Consider the following 17,270-nt stretch of genomic DNA (forward strand, 5'->3'; position numbering starts at 1 on the left):
CTTTAACCGCGAGCGGAGACCGCTACCGCGCGCACTTGATCGCCTGCCGACAGCTGCAGGCGCTTGGCCGTTTGTGCATCGACCACCAGCGTGCCGGCAGCCAGACGCGCCGGGGCGACGGTAATCCGACAGTCTTCGCGCTTGCGGTTATGGATCAGGTAGTGGGTAACGTCATCGCCTGGCGTACCGATGGCCAGTACCAGCACTTCGCTGTCCTGTACCGCGCGGATCTTCGCGGTTTGCGCCTCGATGGCCGGGCCTGCGTCGAAGATGTCGACATAGCCCTGGTAACTGAAACCTTCGGCCTTGAGCATGGCCAGCGCCGGCTCGGTGTCCGGGTGGACACGGCCGATGGTGTTGCGCGCATCCTCGGAAAGGAAGCAGGTGTAGAGCGGAAACTTGGGCATCAGCTCAGCGATAAAGGCCTTGTTGCCGACACCGGTGAGGTAATCCGCCTGGCTGAATTCCATTCTGAAAAAGTGCCGACCCAGGCACTCCCAAAACGGCGAACGGCCCTGTTCATCGGACATGCCGCGCATCTCGGCGATCACCTTGTCGCCGAACAGCTCACGGAATTCGGCGATAAACAGAAAGCGCGCCTTCGACAACAACCGACCGTTAAGCCCGCTGCGTTGGTCACTGCGCAAGAACAGCGAGCACAGCTCGGAGTTGCCGGTCAGGTCGTTGGCCAAGAACAGGGTGGGAATCTGCCGATGGATATTCAGCTCCTGCGAGGCGCTGACGGTCAAACCAACCCGGTAGTTGTACCAGGGCTCACGCAGGCCGACGGCACCGGCGACAGCGGAAATACCGACCACCTCGCCATTGTCGTCTTCGAGCACGAACAGGTAGTCGGCATCGCCGCGGGCGGCCTCACCGCGGAAGGCTTTTTCAGCCCAGCCAACGCGGTGCGCCAAGCGCTCCTCATTGGCGGGCAAGGTAGTCAAACCAGCGCCGGTACTACGTGCCAGTTGAAACAGAGCCGGCAGATCGGTGCTGCGAACGGGACGAACGATCATGCGCTAACTCCTTAAACCGCAACCAGGCGAACACTGACGCCCTCGCCGACGCCCAGGGCTTCGGCGGCCGCAACACTCAGGGTGACCGGCTTACCCGGGACCCAATCCAGCTCCGCGACAATCGCGCGAAAATCCTGCAACTGGCCATTACTGACCAAGTATGGCCGCCCGCCTTTGCTCGGCTCGGCTTTCTCAGCCGCCAAACGCACCGGCACCACGCGGCTCTGGGCAATCGAACGAATGCCCGAGGTGCGCGCATGCAGAGTCGGGCCGCCATCGAAAATGTCGATGTAGTGGTCGGTCTCGAAGCCTTCGCGCATAAGGATGTCAAAGCTGACCTGCGCCCGCGGATGCACCTGGCCCATGGCTTCTTGAGCTTCGTCCGGCAGCAGCGGCACGTAGATGGGGTAGTGCGGCATTAACTCGGCCAGGAAGGTGCGGCTTTTCAGGCCACACAGGCGCTCGGCTTCGGTGTAGTTCATGTCGAAGAAGTTACGCCCCACCGCATCCCAGAACGGCGAGTCGCCGGCCTCATCGCTGTAACCGACGATTTCCACCACTACGGCATCGGCAAAGCGCTCCGGATGGTTGGCCAGGAACAACAAGCGCGCCCGCGAGTTGAGGTCGGACCAGACGGTGTTCACCAGCGGTTGTTCGACGTAGAAGCTGGTCAGCAGGCTGTTGCCAGTCAGGTCGTGGCACAACGAGAGCACGTGGATCTTGTTGTGGATCTTCAGCTCGCGGGAGTTGTGCACGAAGGTTTCGTTACGGAAGCTGTAAAACGGCTCCGAGTAACCGGCCGAGGCGACGATGCCGGAGCAGCCCACCAGGCGCCCGCTGTCGCTGTCTTCCAGGACGAAGAAGTAGCTCTCTTCACCGTTGAAGCTGACTTCGGCGGCAAACGAGGCTTCCGAGGCGGCAATCTTTTCACGCAGACGGTCACTGTCGTCGGGCAGTGAAGTCACACCAACCGGGCTGTCCGCGGCGAGACGCTGCACTTCAGTGAGGTCGGCCATTTGCGCGGGGCGCATCACCAGCATGGTGTCACTCCTTTGGATAAAAGCTCCAAGCAGCTCTCACGAGCGACCCAGAGAAAACCGCAAGCCAAGGCCGCGGCACACACAGAGACGGGCTTCCTTGCTGTTTAGCTCAACCCGTCCTGGGTCGAGCGGGCACAGCCTGAGCCACCATTTACGGCGGCTCAGACCGGCAATCAGGCCTGAGTCAGCTTGGCCACGGCACGCTCTAAACGCGCCAAACCTTCATCAATATCGGCGTCTTCCACCACCAGGCTTGGGGCGAAGCGCACTACATCCGGACTGGCCTGCAACACCATCACGCCTTCTACCGCTGCGGCGTCGAGAATCGCCTTGGCCTTGCCTTTCCAGGCATCGGACAACACCGCGCCGATCAACAAACCGAGGCCGCGCACTTCGCTGAATACGCCGTATTGCTGGCCGATCTGCTCCAGCTTGGTTTTAAAGCGCTGATGCTTGGCCTTAACCCCAGCCAGCACTTCAGGGGTGTTGATGGTGTCAATGACCGCCTCACCCACCGCACAGGCCAGCGGGTTACCGCCGTAGGTGGTGCCGTGGGTACCGACGGCCAAGTGCTTGGCCAGCTCAGTGGTGGTGAGCATCGCGCCGATCGGGAAACCACCGCCCAGGCTCTTGGCGCTGGAGAGAATGTCCGGGGTCACGCCGTAGTGCATATAGGCGAACAGCTCGCCGCTGCGGCCCATGCCGCTCTGTACTTCGTCGAACACCAGCAATGCGTTGTGCTTGTCGCACAGCTCGCGGGCCGCTTGCAGGTAAGCCAGGTCAGCCGGCAGCACACCGCCTTCACCTTGAATCGGCTCCAGTACCACGGCGCAGGTCTTGTCCGATACCGCGGCCTTGAGTGCCTCGATATCGTTATAAGGAATGTGGCTGATGCCCTGGATCTTTGGGCCAAAACCATCGGAATACTTCGGCTGACCACCGACGCTGACGGTAAACAGAGTGCGACCATGGAAGCTGTTGGTCGCGGCAATGATTTCGTGCTTGTCCTCGCCGAACTTATCGAAGGCCACGCGACGGGCCAGCTTGAACGCGGCCTCGTTGGCTTCGGCGCCGGAGTTACAGAAGAACACGCGATCGGCGAAGGTGGCGTCAATCAGCTTCTTGGCCAGGCGCAGCGCCGGCTCATTGGTGAACACGTTGGACACATGCCAAAGTTTGCCGGCCTGCTCGGTCAACGCGTTAACCAGCACCGGATGGGCGTGGCCGAGTACGTTGACGGCGATGCCGCCGGCAAAGTCGATCAGCTCACGACCGCTTTGATCCCATACACGCGAACCGGCGCCGCGGACTGGAATAAAAGCTGCGGGTGCGTAGTTGGGCACCATCACCTGGTCGAAATCGGCGCGCTGCACCGGGTCGTGCTGAACAGACATCTAAGCTCTCCTAACGAGGAACACCTGCATTGACTAGCAGGCGACGTGACGGATTGTAGGGACTGATCCAGAGCCGGCATTGCCGCCATGCGACAACTTCTTATAGCGCCGACCCGAGGAAAACCACTGCTTTCGCAAATGCGACAGAAAGCATCGTGAAGGCGCAGTTTAAATGCAGCCCGCTACCCTTGGCGCGGTTTTATCCGCGCGACGCTAAAGGATTTTGACGGCCAGCCATCCCTGGCAGCCATTCAAGACGCCGCCCTATTTAGGCAGGCTCAGCGACCCCGGCCGGCACGGGTGGGCTGTCGAGGCTAAGAAACTCGATCAAGCGGGCTTTCTGGGCCATGGCGTCCTGATAGCCCAGCTCGATCAATTCGTTGCAGTAACCCGGCTCGAATAGCAGGTAACTCAGCACCCCCGCACCACTGGCTTTAGTCGCCCCTGGCCCACGTAGAAATAGGCGTAGCGCCTTGGGCAGCTCATGCCGATGACGGGCGGCGATCAAGTCCAGCGGCTGGCTGGGGGAAATCACCAACACGTCCACCGGCTTAAGCCCCAAGCCACGCGGGTGGAGCTCGGCGGGAATCAAACGACCCATCTGGTTGAGCCGTTCAAGCATCTCGATGTCGCTTTCCAGGTTATCGATAAAGGTGCTGTTGAGCATATGCCCACTGATTTGCGCCAAGCTGGGCTGGCGGCTTTCCTTGGGACGGAGCACCGGCACCTGAGCCTGCAACCCTACCGGGTTATCGCTGACCCCCACCACCAACACCCGGCGGGCGCCCAAGTGCAAGGCGGGGCTGATCGGTGCGGACTGGCGCACCGCACCGTCGCCAAAGTATTCGCGGTTGATCTTTACCGGCGGGAAAATCAACGGAATTGCCGCACTCGCCAGCAGGTGCTCAAGCGCAAGACGGGTAGGCGCACCGACCCGACGATGGCGAAACCACGGATCGATGGTGGCGCGCCCCTGATAAAAGGTCACGGCCTGACCGCTCTCATAACCAAACGCGGTGACGGCCACCGCGCGCAGCTGACGGTGGCGTACGGCGGCGGAGATACCACTGAAATCCAGCTCACGCGCCAGCAGCTTGGCCAGCGGCGAACTGTCGAGCAACGCCACCGGTACCGGCCCGCCCAACCCCAGCAGGCTGTGACCGACAAAGCGGCTGGCCTGGCGCAAGACACCCGGCCAGTCACTGCGATACACCTGATGGGTGTGAAAGCCCTGCCAAACACTCGTCAGCCGGCGCACCGCTTCAGTGAAGTGCAACGCACCACAGGCCAGCCCCACCGCATTAATCGCCCCCGCAGAGGTGCCGACTATTACCGGGAAAGGATTGTGCGCAGCATTGGGCAAGAGGTCAGCGATGGCAGCCAGCACACCGATTTGATAGGCCGCCCGTGCACCACCGCCGGAGAGAATCAGCCCGGTGACAGGCTGATCGGTTGAAGCCGTGTGCGGCATTGGCGAGTTCCCATTGTTTTTTTCGCCAGTATAGAAGCCCGTCAAGCGCGCACGGAACCCGCAAACGCCAAGAAAGCCGACTTAAGCACTGCGCCCGCCAGAGGCGGTATCGGCTTAGCGCTTCTTTTTATACAGCTTCGGCTCGCCCTCAGGGCGGGTCTTGAAACGCCGATGCGCCCACAGGTACTGCTCAGGGCAAGCACTGATGGCCTGCTCGATCCACTGATTAACCCGCAGGCAGTCGGCTTCTTCGCTGTCACTGGGAAAGTCCGCCAGCGGCGGATGAATCACTAAGCGGTAACCCTGACTATCAGGCAAGCGCTGCTGGGTAAAGGGGATAACCTTGGCCCGCCCCATGCGCGCAAATTTGCTGGTGGCCGTGACGGTAGCCGCCGGCACCCCAAACAACGGCACAAACACGCTGCGCTGGGCGCCGTAATCCTGATCGGGCGCGTACCACACCACCCCGCCGGCGCGCAGCAGCTTGAGCATGCCGCGCACATCGTCACGGCCAATCACCCCGAGCAAACGCTGCTCGCGGCCACGGCGCTGGACGTAATCGAACAGTGGATTTTTGTGCGGGCGGTACATGCCATACATGTCCTGGGCCAGGCCGAGCAGGCCACCGCCCATTTCCAGGGTGGTGAAATGCAGCGCCATGAGAATCACCCCCTGCCCATCGGCCTCGGCCTGACGCAGGTGCTCCAGCCCCTCAATCGTCCCCAGGCGACGCAAACGCTCAGCCGGCCACCACCAGGCAATGGCCATTTCGAAAAAGGTAATCCCGGTAGAGGCGAAGTTTTCCTTTAATAACGCCTTGCGCTCGACAGCGGACATCTGCGGAAAACACAGTTCCAGGTTACGCGCAGCGATCTTGCGCCGCGCGCTGGCCAGGCGGTACATCAGCGCACCCAGGCAGCGCCCCAACCACAGCAGCACCTTATAAGGCAGCTGCGCGACCAACCACAGCAAGCCCAGCCCCAGCCATAACAGCCAGAAACGCGGATGCAGGAAATAAGCACGGAAAACGGGGCGATCCATAAAGCAGGTCCGAGGCACGCAATAAAGCGCGGCATTCTATCAGGACTTTCCCTGAGCCTTGGTTTCGCCGCACGCAACTTGCGAGCGCGCGGCGTTCTCGTTATAAGACCGGCTTACTTTCCCCCAGTTTCTAAACAAGGGCCGTATCAGGCAGACCATGAGCCAAGCTGATCTTCTCGAGCAAGACCCCGTATTCCAGCTAAAAGGCAGCATGCTGGCCATCACCGTCATGGAACTGGCACACAACGATCTCACTCGCCTCGACCTGCAACTCAGCGAAAAAGTCGCCCAGGCGCCGGCTTTTTTCAGCAACACCCCGCTGATCCTGGCCCTCGACAAGCTGCCAGAAAGCGAAGGCGCCCTCGACCTGACTGAGCTGATGGCCGTTTGCCGCAAGCACGGCCTGCGCACCCTGGCGGTCCGCGCTAACCGCGAAGCCGACATCAACGCCGCGCAAGCGCTGGACCTGCCCGTACTGCCGCCGTCCGGCGCGCGTGAACGACCGATTGAACTGGCCCCTGCAAAACCGGAAAAACCGGCTGAACCGGAGTTCAAGCCAAGCAAAATCATCACCAGCCCAGTGCGCGGCGGCCAACAAATTTATGCCCAGGGCGGTGACCTGATCGTTTTAGCCCCCGTCAGCGCCGGTGCGGAACTTCTCGCCGATGGCAACATCCATGTTTACGCCCCCATGCGCGGCCGTGCATTAGCCGGCATCAAGGGCAACCTCAAGGCGCGGATTTTCTGCCAGCAAATGGGCGCAGAACTGCTCTCCATCGCGGGCCACTATAAAGTTGCCGAAGACTTGCGCCGCGACCCGCTCTGGGGCCAGGCCGTGCATGTCTGCCTGTCGGGTGACGTGTTGAACATCACACGCCTTTAACGGATACTGCGGCCACTTTCAAACAGGGCAGCCGGAAGCCTGAAATAGGCCATGGAACCTGCGTTATCTCTACATTTTAGGGTGAATCACCTTGGCCAAGATCCTCGTTGTTACGTCCGGCAAAGGTGGCGTTGGTAAAACCACCACCAGCGCTGCCATCGGTACCGGCCTCGCCCTGCGCGGGCACAAGACTGTCATCGTCGACTTCGACGTCGGCCTGCGTAACCTTGACCTGATCATGGGTTGCGAGCGCCGCGTGGTGTATGACTTCGTCAACGTGGTCAACGGCGAAGCCACCCTGTCGCAGGCGCTGATCAAAGACAAGCGCCTGGAAAACCTCTACGTGCTAGCCGCCAGCCAGACCCGCGACAAAGACGCGCTGACCGAAGAAGGCGTTGAAAAAGTCCTCGAAGAACTGCGCCAGAACTTCGAATACGTGGTCTGCGACTCGCCAGCCGGTATCGAAAAAGGTGCGCACCTGGCCATGTACTTCGCCGATGAGGCGATTGTCGTGACCAACCCAGAAGTGTCCTCGGTACGTGACTCCGACCGCATGCTGGGCCTGCTGGCGAGCAAATCGCGCCGCGCCGAGAAGGGCGAAGAGCCAATCAAGGAACACCTGCTACTGACCCGCTACAACCCTGAGCGCGTGATCAAAGGCGAAATGCTCGGTGTTGAAGACGTTGAAGAAATCCTCGCCATCCGCCTGCTCGGCGTGATCCCTGAGTCGCAAGCCGTACTCAAGGCCTCGAACCAGGGCGTACCGGTGATCCTCGACGACCAGAGTGATGCAGGCCAAGCCTACAGCGACGCGGTTGACCGCCTGCTGGGCAAGGAAGTGGCGCATCGGTTCCTCGATGTGCAGAAGAAGGGATTCATGCAACGCCTGTTTGGAGGTCGTGAATGAACATTTTTGACTTCTTTCGTGAACGCAAAAAAGAAACCACAGCGTCCATCGCGAAAGAGCGCCTACAAATCATCGTCGCCCACGAGCGCGGCCAGCGCAGCCAGCCGGACTACCTGCCGGCCCTGCAGCAAGAGTTGGTCGAGGTGATCCGCAAGTACGTCAACATCGACTCGGATCAAGTCCAGGTCGCGCTGGAAAACCAAGGCAGCTGTTCCATTCTGGAACTCAACATCACCCTGCCCGATCGTTGATTGTCTAACACCCCGAAACGGCGGCTCTGGCCGCCGTTTCTATTTGTGGAATACACATGCCGCTGTCAAATGTCGTAATTCTCCACCAGGACGCCGCCCTGCTGGTGATCAACAAGCCCACCCTGCTGCTCTCGGTGCCCGGCCGCGCGGAAGATAACCGTGATTGCCTGGTTACCCGTCTGCAGGAGAACGGTTACCCGGAAGCGCGCATCGTCCACCGCCTGGACTGGGAAACCTCAGGAATCATCGTCCTGGCGCGTGACGCCGACAGCCACCGCGAACTGTCGCGCCAGTTCCACGACCGCGAAACTGAAAAGGCCTACACCGCACTGTGCTGGAGCCAACCCGAGCTGGACAGCGGCAGCATCGACCTGCCCCTGCGCTACGACCCACCGACCAAACCGCGCCACGTGGTCGACCATGAGTTAGGCAAACATGCGCTGACCTACTGGAAAGTGCTGGAGCGCCACGCAGAGCATTGCCGCGTCGAGCTGACGCCGATCACCGGCCGCTCGCATCAACTGCGCGTACACATGCTGTCCATCGGCCACCCGCTACTCGGTGACGGCCTGTACGCACACGAACAAGCCCTGGCTGCCTATCCGCGCCTGTGCCTGCACGCCAGCATGCTCAGCCTGACCCACCCGCAAACGGGCGAGCGGATGCGTTTCGAGTGCCCAGCACCATTCTGATCAGCTGCTTATTCGCGGCGTAGCCGGGATGAAACGGGGAATCGGTAACTGCCTGGAAACCGCTCCCGGCTTGCATCCGGGCTACGGTCACGCCTGCTTACGCGGCCAGATCAGGGTAAAGCACGCACCACCCAGCCCTGCACTGCGACTGATCTGTGCACGGCCTTCGTGCCAGTAGATGATCCGCCGCACGATCGACAAGCCCAAACCATGCCCACCCGAGGCGCGGGTGCGGCTGTCGTCCAGACGCAGGAAGGGGGTGAATATGTGCTCCCAAGCCTCTTCCGGCACACCGGGGCCGTCATCCTCGACATCCACCCGGCAACGCTGCGCGCCGATCTGGTAACTCACCCGCACGCGCGACTCGGCATGGCGCATGGCGTTGCTCACCAGGTTCTGCAAGGCACGGTGCAGGTAGCGCAGCTCGGCCTCAACACAGGCACCGCCGCCATCCAAGGCGTCGCGTGAGGGGCCGCGCTCAACCCGTACACTGGCGCGCAGCGGGGCCAGCTCGGTGATCACCTGATCGATCAGCTCATTCAGGTCGACCGGCTGGAAGTTCAGCGCTGGCGCGCCCTGCTCCAGGCGCGCGTAGGTGAGCATCTCGTCAACCAGCTTGTCGAGGTCCTGGATATCGTTGTCCATGCCCTCCATGTATTTGCGCCGCGCCGCGTCGGTTTCCGCATCGCCGATCATTTCCAGACCGAAGCGCAACCGCGCCACCGGCGTGCGCAGCTCATGCGATACCGCGCGGACCAGCTCCCGCTGAATACCCAAAGAACGCTGCAAGTGCTCGGCCATGGCGTTAAAGGCCGCCGCCAAGCGCCCGACCGAGTCGGTACCGCTGGTCGGCACACGGGCATCCAGACGACCACTGGCAATCAAGGTCGCGGCGGCCTCCACATCCCGTAAGCGCTGCTCCAGCGGCCGTACCAACAGGTAAACCATCAGGCCGATCAGGCTCAGGCTCAGCGCACCAATCAATACCAGCCACTGCGCCGGGTAAGGGTCCATCTGGTACAGCGGGCCGATTTCCAGCACCCAGGGCGTGTCGACGATGCCGGAGAACACATAAATGCTGTCACCGCCCCGGCCCAAGGCCATCACCGTATCGCCCTCGTCCACGCGGCGACGCTGGTCGGGGTCGAGGTCGGCTTGATCGAGCCGCACCAGGCGCAAGTCGAAGCCAAAGCGTTTATCGCGTTTGAGCGCGGCCAGCCGGCTTGGCTGCTCATCCCAGGGGTAGCGCACCAGCTCATCAATCAGCAAAAAACTGGTGGCGCGCGCCAACTGCTCACTGACCTGCTGTACATCCGCGACAAGCAGCAACGGCAGCTCACCTAACTGGCTGTAAATACGCGCCTCGTGCGGGCCGGTTTGCTGCACCAGCACCAGGCCACGGCGCAGGTTGTTGCGCGCACTGCTGTCGAGGCCAGCCTCAGCCAGCGCGGTGACTTGCATGGGCACACCGAGCAAACGCCCCCACACCGCGACAGCACGGCGCCGCTCCACCTCCACCATAGGCGTTAGGTTATCGGCCATCAGGCGGAAAGTGCCCTGGGCCAGACGTTCGCGGTATTGATCCACACGCACGTCGTTGAGCAGCTGCAGCGCGCCGACACCCAGCAATGCCACCAGCACCAGCACGGCCAGCATGCCGCCATAGATGCGCAGGAAGATCGAGTTCACGGACGGATCACCGCGCCACTCATGCCATGGCCTCGGCCGCTTCGGCGACAAACAGGTAGCCCTTGCTGCGCACTGTTTTGATCAGGCGCGGATGCATCGGATCATCACCGATCTTCGGCCGGATACGGGAGATGCGCACATCGATGGAGCGGTCCTGGCCGTCGTACTCGATGCCGCGCAGGGCATTAAAGATTTCCTCGCGCGAGAGAATCCGCCCGGCGTTGGAGGTCAGCAGCCACAGCAAATCGAATTCCGCACTGGTCAGCTCAATGCCCTGCTCGCCCAGCCAGGCCTCACGCATGGCGCTGTCGATCACCAACGGGCCAAACTGCAAGCGCCGGCGTTCATTCGGCACCTGCGCCTCGCTACTTTCATGGCGGCGCAGCAGCGCCCGGATACGCGCCAGCAGCACACGCGGGCGCACCGGCTTATATACATAGTCGTCCGCGCCCATCTCCAGGCCGAGCACCTGGTCCATGTCATCGGTACGCGCGGTGAGCATCAGGATCGGCCCCTCATATTGCCCGCGCACCTTGCGGCAGATCGACAAGCCGTCTTCACCCGGCAGCATCAGGTCGAGAATCACCAAATCCGGCTGCTCCTGCAAAATGCGCGCGGCCGCCTTGGCGCCGTCCATTTCGATGGCCACATTAAGGCCATTACCCTCCAAGTACTCGCGGGTCAACTCGGCCAGGCGCTGGTCGTCTTCAACAATAAGGATGTGCCACGACTGCTGCTCCACAACTAACTCCCTAGCACTGCTCACCTGGCCAAAACGGCGCCGGCATTGTAGCAACGCGGCCTACACCGCGCTGCCCTTACAAGCGCCTTAACGAGCGGCAACGTGGCGCTAAAAAAAACGCCAACCCAGCCCCCGGCAACAGGCCAGCCATGCCGGCAAAAAGACTACATATTGTGTTTATCTGATTGACTAAAAAACCGCCTTAAGGGTGGCTAAAAAAGCACAAGCCATGACGACGAACGGTCTATAGGGGGCAACCCCAGCAACTACGCGGCCTTGCGAAAGTTACCCCAAAGTAACCCACAGCTTTATCCACAGGCGGCGCAAATTTATCAACTTGCCTTCACCCCTACACCGCACTATCTTGTATCCCCAGCGCGACAAACACCTACATATTGGGTTTTAGCACACAGAATCACACAAGCACATTTGCCCCGAAGCAGTCCATACAACGGACTGAAAAAGTGCAAAAAATAGCTTAGATGGGCGTTTGAGCATCACCGATCCAGATCAGGCCACTGACCCGCCAGAAGAGCGTGGACGCCTTGATCAGAACAGGCCGTATACCCGACGTGCCACAACATCTAGTGGTACAGGTCGAATGCCTGTACAAGACTTGAAGAGCCAGGAAGGCGCTTAGTCGTACCTTACCTGCCCAGATTGCAAGTCCCGAACGAACGGCCTAGTGCTGTTCGTGCGGCGTTGTTGAAATGGAATGAACGATGGTACGGCGCACTGATCAACTGTTCGGCGCCCCTCTAAAACCAGAAGAACGGAGACTTTCATGCACACCGACACCTCCCGCGAGAACTCGCAGGCCGACGCGCCGCAGGCCAACGCTGACAACCAGAACCTGAGCGCCACCGCGCCAGGCCAACTGCGCGTGATCAAGCGTAACGGCACCGTGGTGCCTTACACCGATGACAAAATCACCGTTGCCATCACCAAGGCCTTTCTCGCTGTTGAAGGCGGCACTGCTGCCGCCTCGTCGCGTATCCATGAAACGGTTGAGCGCCTGACCGAGCAAGTCACCGCCACCTTCAAACGCCGCATGCCGTCCGGCGGCACCATCCACATCGAAGAAATCCAGGACCAGGTCGAACTGGCCCTGATGCGTTCCGGTGAGCAGAAAGTCGCCCGCGACTACGTGATCTACCGCGAACTGCGTAGCCAAGAGCGTAAGCGCGAGAGCGTTGAGACCCCGGCTCAGCCGCACCCAAGCATCCGCGTCACCCACCTCGACGGCAGCGTTGCGCCGCTGGACATGGGCCGCCTGGACACCATCATCCGCGAAGCCTGCGAAGGCCTGGCTGAAGTCGATGGCGCACTGATCCAGAAAGAAACCCTGAAGAACCTCTACGACGGCGTTGCGCAGAGCGATGTCAGCACCGCCCTGGTGATGACCGCCCGCACCCTGGTTGAGCGTGAGCCGAACTACAGCTACGTCACCGCCCGCCTGCTGATGGACAACATCCGTGCCGAAGCGCTGAACTACCTCGGCGTCGCGGCCAGCGCCACCCATCACGAAATGGCTACTTTCTACGCCCAAGCGCTGCCGGCCTACATCACCAAAGGCATTGAGCTGGAATTGCTCAACCCCGTGCTAGGCACCTTTGACCTGGAAAAACTCGGCCAGGCGATCAACCACGAGCGCGATCAGCAGTTCACCTACCTGGGCCTGCAGACCCTCTACGACCGCTACTTTATCCACAAAGATGGCGTACGCATCGAGCTGCCACAGGTGTTCTTTATGCGCGTGGCCATGGGCCTGGCGATTGAAGAGAAGCAGAAAGAAGAACGCGCCATCGAGTTCTACAACCTGCTGTCCTCGTTCGACTACATGTCGTCCACGCCGACCCTGTTCAACGCCGGCACCCTGCGTCCGCAGCTGAGCTCGTGCTACCTGACCACCGTACCGGATGACCTGTCGGGCATTTATCACGCCATCCACGACAACGCCATGCTCTCCAAGTTTGCCGGCGGTCTGGGTAACGACTGGACCCCAGTGCGTTCGCTGGGCGCCTATATAAAAGGCACCAACGGCAAATCCCAGGGCGTTGTCCCCTTCCTTAAAGTGGTCAACGACACCGCAGTCGCAGTTAACCAGGGCGGCAAGCGCAAAGGCGCGGTCTGCGCCTACCTGGAAACCTGGCACATGGACATCGAAGAGTTCATCGAGCTGCGTAAGAACACCGGTGACGACCGTCGCCGCACCCACGACATGAACACCGCCAACTGGATCCCAGACCTGTTCATGAAGCGCGTCTTCGACGACGGCCCATGGACCCTGTTCAGCCCGTCCGAAGTGCCAGACCTGCACGACCTCACCGGTAAAGCCTTCGAAGAGCGCTACGAGTACTACGAAGCCCTGACCCAGTACGGCGGCAAGATCAAACTGTTCAAGACCATCCAAGCCAAAGACCTGTGGCGCAAGATGCTCTCCATGCTGTTTGAAACCGGCCACCCATGGCTGACCTTCAAAGACCCATGCAACCTGCGCAGCCCGCAGCAGCACGTCGGCGTCGTGCACAGCTCGAACCTGTGCACCGAGATCACCTTGAACACCAACAAGGATGAGATCGCCGTGTGCAACCTCGGCTCGATCAACCTGCCGAACCACATCGTCGACGGCAAGCTCGATACCGCCAAGCTGGAAAAAACCGTCAACACCGCTGTACGCATGCTCGATAACGTGATCGACATCAACTACTACAGCGTGCCGCAGGCGCGTAACTCCAACTTCAAGCACCGTCCGGTCGGTCTGGGCATCATGGGCTTCCAGGACGCGTTGTACCTGCAGCACATCCCATACGGCTCCGATGCAGCCGTTGAGTTCGCCGACAAATCGATGGAAGCGGTCAGCTACTACGCCATCCAGGCCTCCTGTGACCTGGCCGACGAGCGCGGCAGCTACGAAACCTTCCAGGGTTCGCTGTGGAGCCAAGGCATTCTGCCGCTCGACTCGCAGCAGATCCTCATCGAACAGCGCGGCCAGAAGTACATCGACGTCGACCTGAACGAAACCCTGGACTGGGCGCCGGTTCGTGCCCGCGTGCAGAAAGGCATCCGTAACTCCAACATCATGGCCATCGCACCGACCGCCACCATCGCCAACATCACCGGCGTATCGCAGTCGATCGAACCGACCTACCAGAACCTCTACGTGAAATCGAACCTCTCGGGCGAATTCACCGTGATCAACCCGTACCTGGTTCGCGACCTCAAAGCCCGCGGCCTGTGGGACTCGGTCATGATCAACGACCTCAAGTACTACGACGGTTCCGTGCAGCAGATCGAGCGCATCCCGCAAGAGCTGAAAGACCTCTACGCCACCGCGTTTGAAGTCGACACCAAGTGGATCGTAGACGCCGCCAGCCGTCGCCAGAAGTGGATCGACCAGGCGCAGTCGCTGAACCTTTACATCGCCGGCGCCTCGGGCAAGAAGCTCGACGTGACCTACCGCATGGCTTGGTACCGTGGCCTGAAAACCACCTACTACCTCCGTGCCCTGGCCGCGACCAGCACCGAGAAGTCCACCATCAACACCGGCAAGCTGAATGCCGTGTCCAATGGTGGCAACGATGGCCTGAGCGCCGCACCGGCCAAGGCCCCGGAAGTGGAAATGAGTGCCGGTCCAGCGCCAGTGCCAAAGGCCTGTGCCATCGACGAGCCGGATTGTGAGGCGTGTCAATAAGCGCGCGGATCTGAGCGGCACGCTTGAATGTCGAGCAAGAGTAAGAAGCAACACCTCGGGAGAGGGCTAAGCAACACTGCCCTCCCCACTCATTACTAGCCCCCGCCCTCACCGGCGTGGGCCTCGGGGCAACGGCCAGTCATTAGAGCCACCCCGACCAGCGGCACCCGTTTTACCCTTGCGCGCTGTACGCAACGGAACACAATTAATCTGTATATCCACACAGGTCGGTTATTTCACCGGCCCGCAAGCAGGAGCCAAGCCATGCTGAGCTGGGATGAATTTGACAAGGACGACGACGCCGAAGTCGCCGTAGCCAACAAAGCCTCTGTCCAAACGGCAGACATGAGCATCGACAAACTCGACCAGGTCGGCGGTGCTGCCGCTGTTGAAGCCCGCGCCGTAGCCAGCGACGACAGCGCCGCTGTCGCCCGCGCCAAAGCCTCGCTTGACCAACTCGATATCGCCGAAGGCCTGGCCGAGCTGGAAGGCACTGCCGCGCGCGTTGCCGTTGACGAAAAACGCATGATCAACTGCCGCGCCGACCTCAACCAGCTCGTACCCTTCAAGTACGACTGGGCCTGGCAGAAGTATCTGGATGGTTGCGCCAACCACTGGATGCCGCAAGAAGTGAACATGAACGCGGACATCGCGTTGTGGAAAACCCCAGACGGCCTGACCGATGACGAGCGCCGCATCGTTATGCGCAACCTCGGCTTCTTCTCCACCGCCGACAGCCTGGTTGCCAACAACCTCGCCCTGGCCGTGTACCGCCTGATCACCAACCCGGAGTGCCGCCAGTACATCCTGCGCCAGACCTTCGAAGAGGCGATCCACACCCACGCCTACCAGTACTGCATCGAATCGCTGGGCATGGATGAAGGCGCGATCTTCAACATGTACCACGAGATTCCATCGGTCGCGAAGAAAGCCAGCTGGGGCCTCAAGTACACCCGCTCGATCTCCGACCCGACCTTCAACACCGGCACCGTTGAGACCGACAAAGAACTGCTGCGCAACCTGATCGCCTACTACTGCGTACTGGAAGGCATCTTCTTCTATTGCGGCTTCACCCAGATCCTCTCCATGGGTCGCCGCAACAAGATGACCGGCGTGGCCGAGCAGTTCCAGTACATCCTGCGTGACGAGTCCATGCACTTGAACTTCGGCATCGACGTGATCAACCAGATCAAGATCGAAAACCCGCACCTGTGGGATGCCCAGCTCAAAGACGAAGCCACCCAGATGATCCTCCAGGGCACTCAGCTGGAAATCGAATACGCACGCGACACCATGCCGCGCGGCGTACTGGGCATGAACGCGGCGATGATGGAGGACTACCTCAAGTTCATCGCCAACCGTCGCCTGACCCAGATTGGTTTGAAGGAAGAGTACCCAGGTACTACTAACCCGTTCCCATGGATGTCGGAAATCATGGACCTGAAGAAAGAGAAGAACTTCTTCGAGACGCGGGTTATTGAGTATCAGACGGGTGGGGCGTTGAGCTGGGATTGATATGAAAACGAACAGCGCAAGGATGCGCTGACTATCGAGAGATAGTGATTTTAGGGGAGCAGAAACAAGAAACCCCAGGGAATCATCTCACTGATTTCCTGGGGTCTTGACCGGAACGGTGAACCGTTTCGGGCCGCAACCGAAGAAACTCCAGTCACGTAGCTTTTGGACAAAAGCGCTGCGTAATTATGGAGACCTCTCGTGCGGTGTCAACGGTTTAGTTAGAGCGTTTTGCTCTTACCGAACCTGAGCGTTCACGCTCACAAAATGCTCAGAACGAGCACACACTGATTACAGGAGAGTCACCATGCAACATAACCTTTTTATTTCGTACGACCTAAATTCCCCTGGCCAAAAATACGACCTTGTTGCGAATAAGATCAAAGCCTTAGGTAGTTGGGCCAAGGTACAGAAGTCATTTTGGTACCTAAACACAACCTGCACTGCCGAAGAAGCGGCTAAGACTGTCTGGTCAATAATGGACTCCAACGATAGCCTCATTGTCGTTGATACCGCGTCTAACGATGCGTACTGGTTCAATTTGGCCCCTGAAACCAGCCAATTCATTCAACGCCACTGGGCAGCGAAAAGCCACGCCGCTTAGGCCTGTAATGCTCAGGGGGCTTTGCGCCCCCTGATGCTAGCTAGGAAGATCGTAGCAAGTAGCCCGGACAGCCACCGCAATGGTGGATACATAAAGCGCCACCCACCCTACGGAGCACCGATATTCCTGCGTAGGGTGGACAACGCGAAGCTTGTCCACACAAAGCAACAAGCGAACAAGTTTATTTGCTGTGTCGCCTTTTTCTACTGGTTTCGGCTTTACGCCGAGTCACTTGATTCGCTGCGCTTACCCTTCGGGCCAGCCTGCGGCTGTTACTACGCTTCGCTCCGTATCTCTTTACTCRCRCCAGCATTAAGGGCGATGGTGT

The 17,270-nt window shown here is 60.2% G+C and carries 14 protein-coding genes; 7 read left to right on the forward strand and 7 right to left on the reverse strand.

Annotated elements, in window-relative coordinates:
- Positions 1-2: 2 nt before the first annotated feature.
- The 5 genes from astA to SOP97_RS01870 all read right to left on the reverse strand — a co-directional run bounded on the left by astA (position 3) and on the right by SOP97_RS01870 (position 5,965).
- A complete protein-coding gene (gene astA / locus SOP97_RS01850) occupies positions 3-1,019 on the reverse strand; it encodes an arginine N-succinyltransferase (protein ID WP_274088851.1) in 1,017 nt (338 codons plus the stop codon).
- A gap of 11 nt (positions 1,020-1,030) precedes the next feature.
- The gene (aruF, locus tag SOP97_RS01855; RefSeq protein WP_322947970.1) at positions 1,031-2,059 is read right to left on the reverse strand and encodes an arginine/ornithine succinyltransferase subunit alpha; all 1,029 of its coding nucleotides are present in this window, start codon (positions 2,057-2,059) and stop codon (positions 1,031-1,033) included.
- Between the two features lie 173 nt (positions 2,060-2,232).
- A complete protein-coding gene (locus tag SOP97_RS01860; protein ID WP_322947972.1) occupies positions 2,233-3,453 on the reverse strand; it encodes an aspartate aminotransferase family protein in 1,221 nt (406 codons plus the stop codon).
- Positions 3,454-3,721: 268 nt separating this feature from the next.
- Entirely contained in the window at positions 3,722-4,924 is a 1,203-nt protein-coding gene (locus SOP97_RS01865; protein ID WP_322947974.1) for a patatin-like phospholipase family protein, read from the reverse strand.
- Between the two features lie 114 nt (positions 4,925-5,038).
- Positions 5,039-5,965: a lipid A biosynthesis lauroyl acyltransferase gene (locus SOP97_RS01870; protein WP_322947975.1), complete on the reverse strand. Its 927-nt coding sequence runs from the start codon at positions 5,963-5,965 to the stop codon at positions 5,039-5,041.
- 157 nt (positions 5,966-6,122) lie between these two features.
- Here SOP97_RS01870 and minC point away from each other — a divergent pair, with 157 nt between their 5' ends.
- From minC to SOP97_RS01890, 4 genes are all read left to right on the forward strand, one after another.
- Positions 6,123-6,848: a septum site-determining protein MinC gene (minC, locus tag SOP97_RS01875; protein ID WP_322947977.1), complete on the forward strand. Its 726-nt coding sequence runs from the start codon at positions 6,123-6,125 to the stop codon at positions 6,846-6,848.
- A gap of 91 nt (positions 6,849-6,939) precedes the next feature.
- Positions 6,940-7,755 (forward strand): septum site-determining protein MinD, encoded by an 816-nt coding sequence (minD, locus tag SOP97_RS01880; RefSeq protein ID WP_274088845.1) that lies wholly within the window; start codon positions 6,940-6,942, stop codon positions 7,753-7,755.
- Positions 7,752-8,006 carry a cell division topological specificity factor MinE gene (gene minE, locus SOP97_RS01885; protein WP_025165363.1) on the forward strand — a complete coding sequence of 85 codons (255 nt, stop codon included), beginning with the start codon at positions 7,752-7,754 and terminating at the stop codon, positions 8,004-8,006. Before minD ends, minE begins: the two co-directional genes overlap by 4 nt.
- Positions 8,007-8,062: 56 nt before the next feature.
- Entirely contained in the window at positions 8,063-8,698 is a 636-nt protein-coding gene (locus SOP97_RS01890) for an RluA family pseudouridine synthase (RefSeq protein WP_322947981.1), read from the forward strand.
- 87 nt (positions 8,699-8,785) lie between these two features.
- Here SOP97_RS01890 and SOP97_RS01895 read toward each other — a convergent pair whose 3' ends face one another.
- The gene (locus SOP97_RS01895) at positions 8,786-10,387 is read right to left on the reverse strand and encodes an ATP-binding protein (protein WP_322947983.1); all 1,602 of its coding nucleotides are present in this window, start codon (positions 10,385-10,387) and stop codon (positions 8,786-8,788) included.
- 19 nt (positions 10,388-10,406) lie between these two features.
- Positions 10,407-11,129 carry a response regulator gene (locus SOP97_RS01900; RefSeq protein ID WP_322947985.1) on the reverse strand — a complete coding sequence of 241 codons (723 nt, stop codon included), beginning with the start codon at positions 11,127-11,129 and terminating at the stop codon, positions 10,407-10,409.
- A gap of 784 nt (positions 11,130-11,913) precedes the next feature.
- Between SOP97_RS01900 and SOP97_RS01905 the strand changes: the two genes are divergently transcribed.
- The 3 genes from SOP97_RS01905 to SOP97_RS01915 all read left to right on the forward strand — a co-directional run bounded on the left by SOP97_RS01905 (position 11,914) and on the right by SOP97_RS01915 (position 16,942).
- Positions 11,914-14,823, forward strand: coding sequence for a ribonucleoside-diphosphate reductase subunit alpha (locus SOP97_RS01905; protein WP_322947987.1), 2,910 nt, complete (start codon positions 11,914-11,916; stop codon positions 14,821-14,823).
- A gap of 264 nt (positions 14,824-15,087) precedes the next feature.
- Positions 15,088-16,338 (forward strand): ribonucleotide-diphosphate reductase subunit beta, encoded by a 1,251-nt coding sequence (locus tag SOP97_RS01910; protein ID WP_322947989.1) that lies wholly within the window; start codon positions 15,088-15,090, stop codon positions 16,336-16,338.
- Positions 16,339-16,645: 307 nt separating this feature from the next.
- Positions 16,646-16,942: a hypothetical protein gene (locus tag SOP97_RS01915; RefSeq protein ID WP_322947991.1), complete on the forward strand. Its 297-nt coding sequence runs from the start codon at positions 16,646-16,648 to the stop codon at positions 16,940-16,942.
- Positions 16,943-17,270 lie beyond the last annotated feature (328 nt).

It is taken from the genome of Pseudomonas spirodelae (genome assembly GCF_034653255.1).
Taxonomy (GTDB): domain Bacteria; phylum Pseudomonadota; class Gammaproteobacteria; order Pseudomonadales; family Pseudomonadaceae; genus Aquipseudomonas; species Aquipseudomonas spirodelae.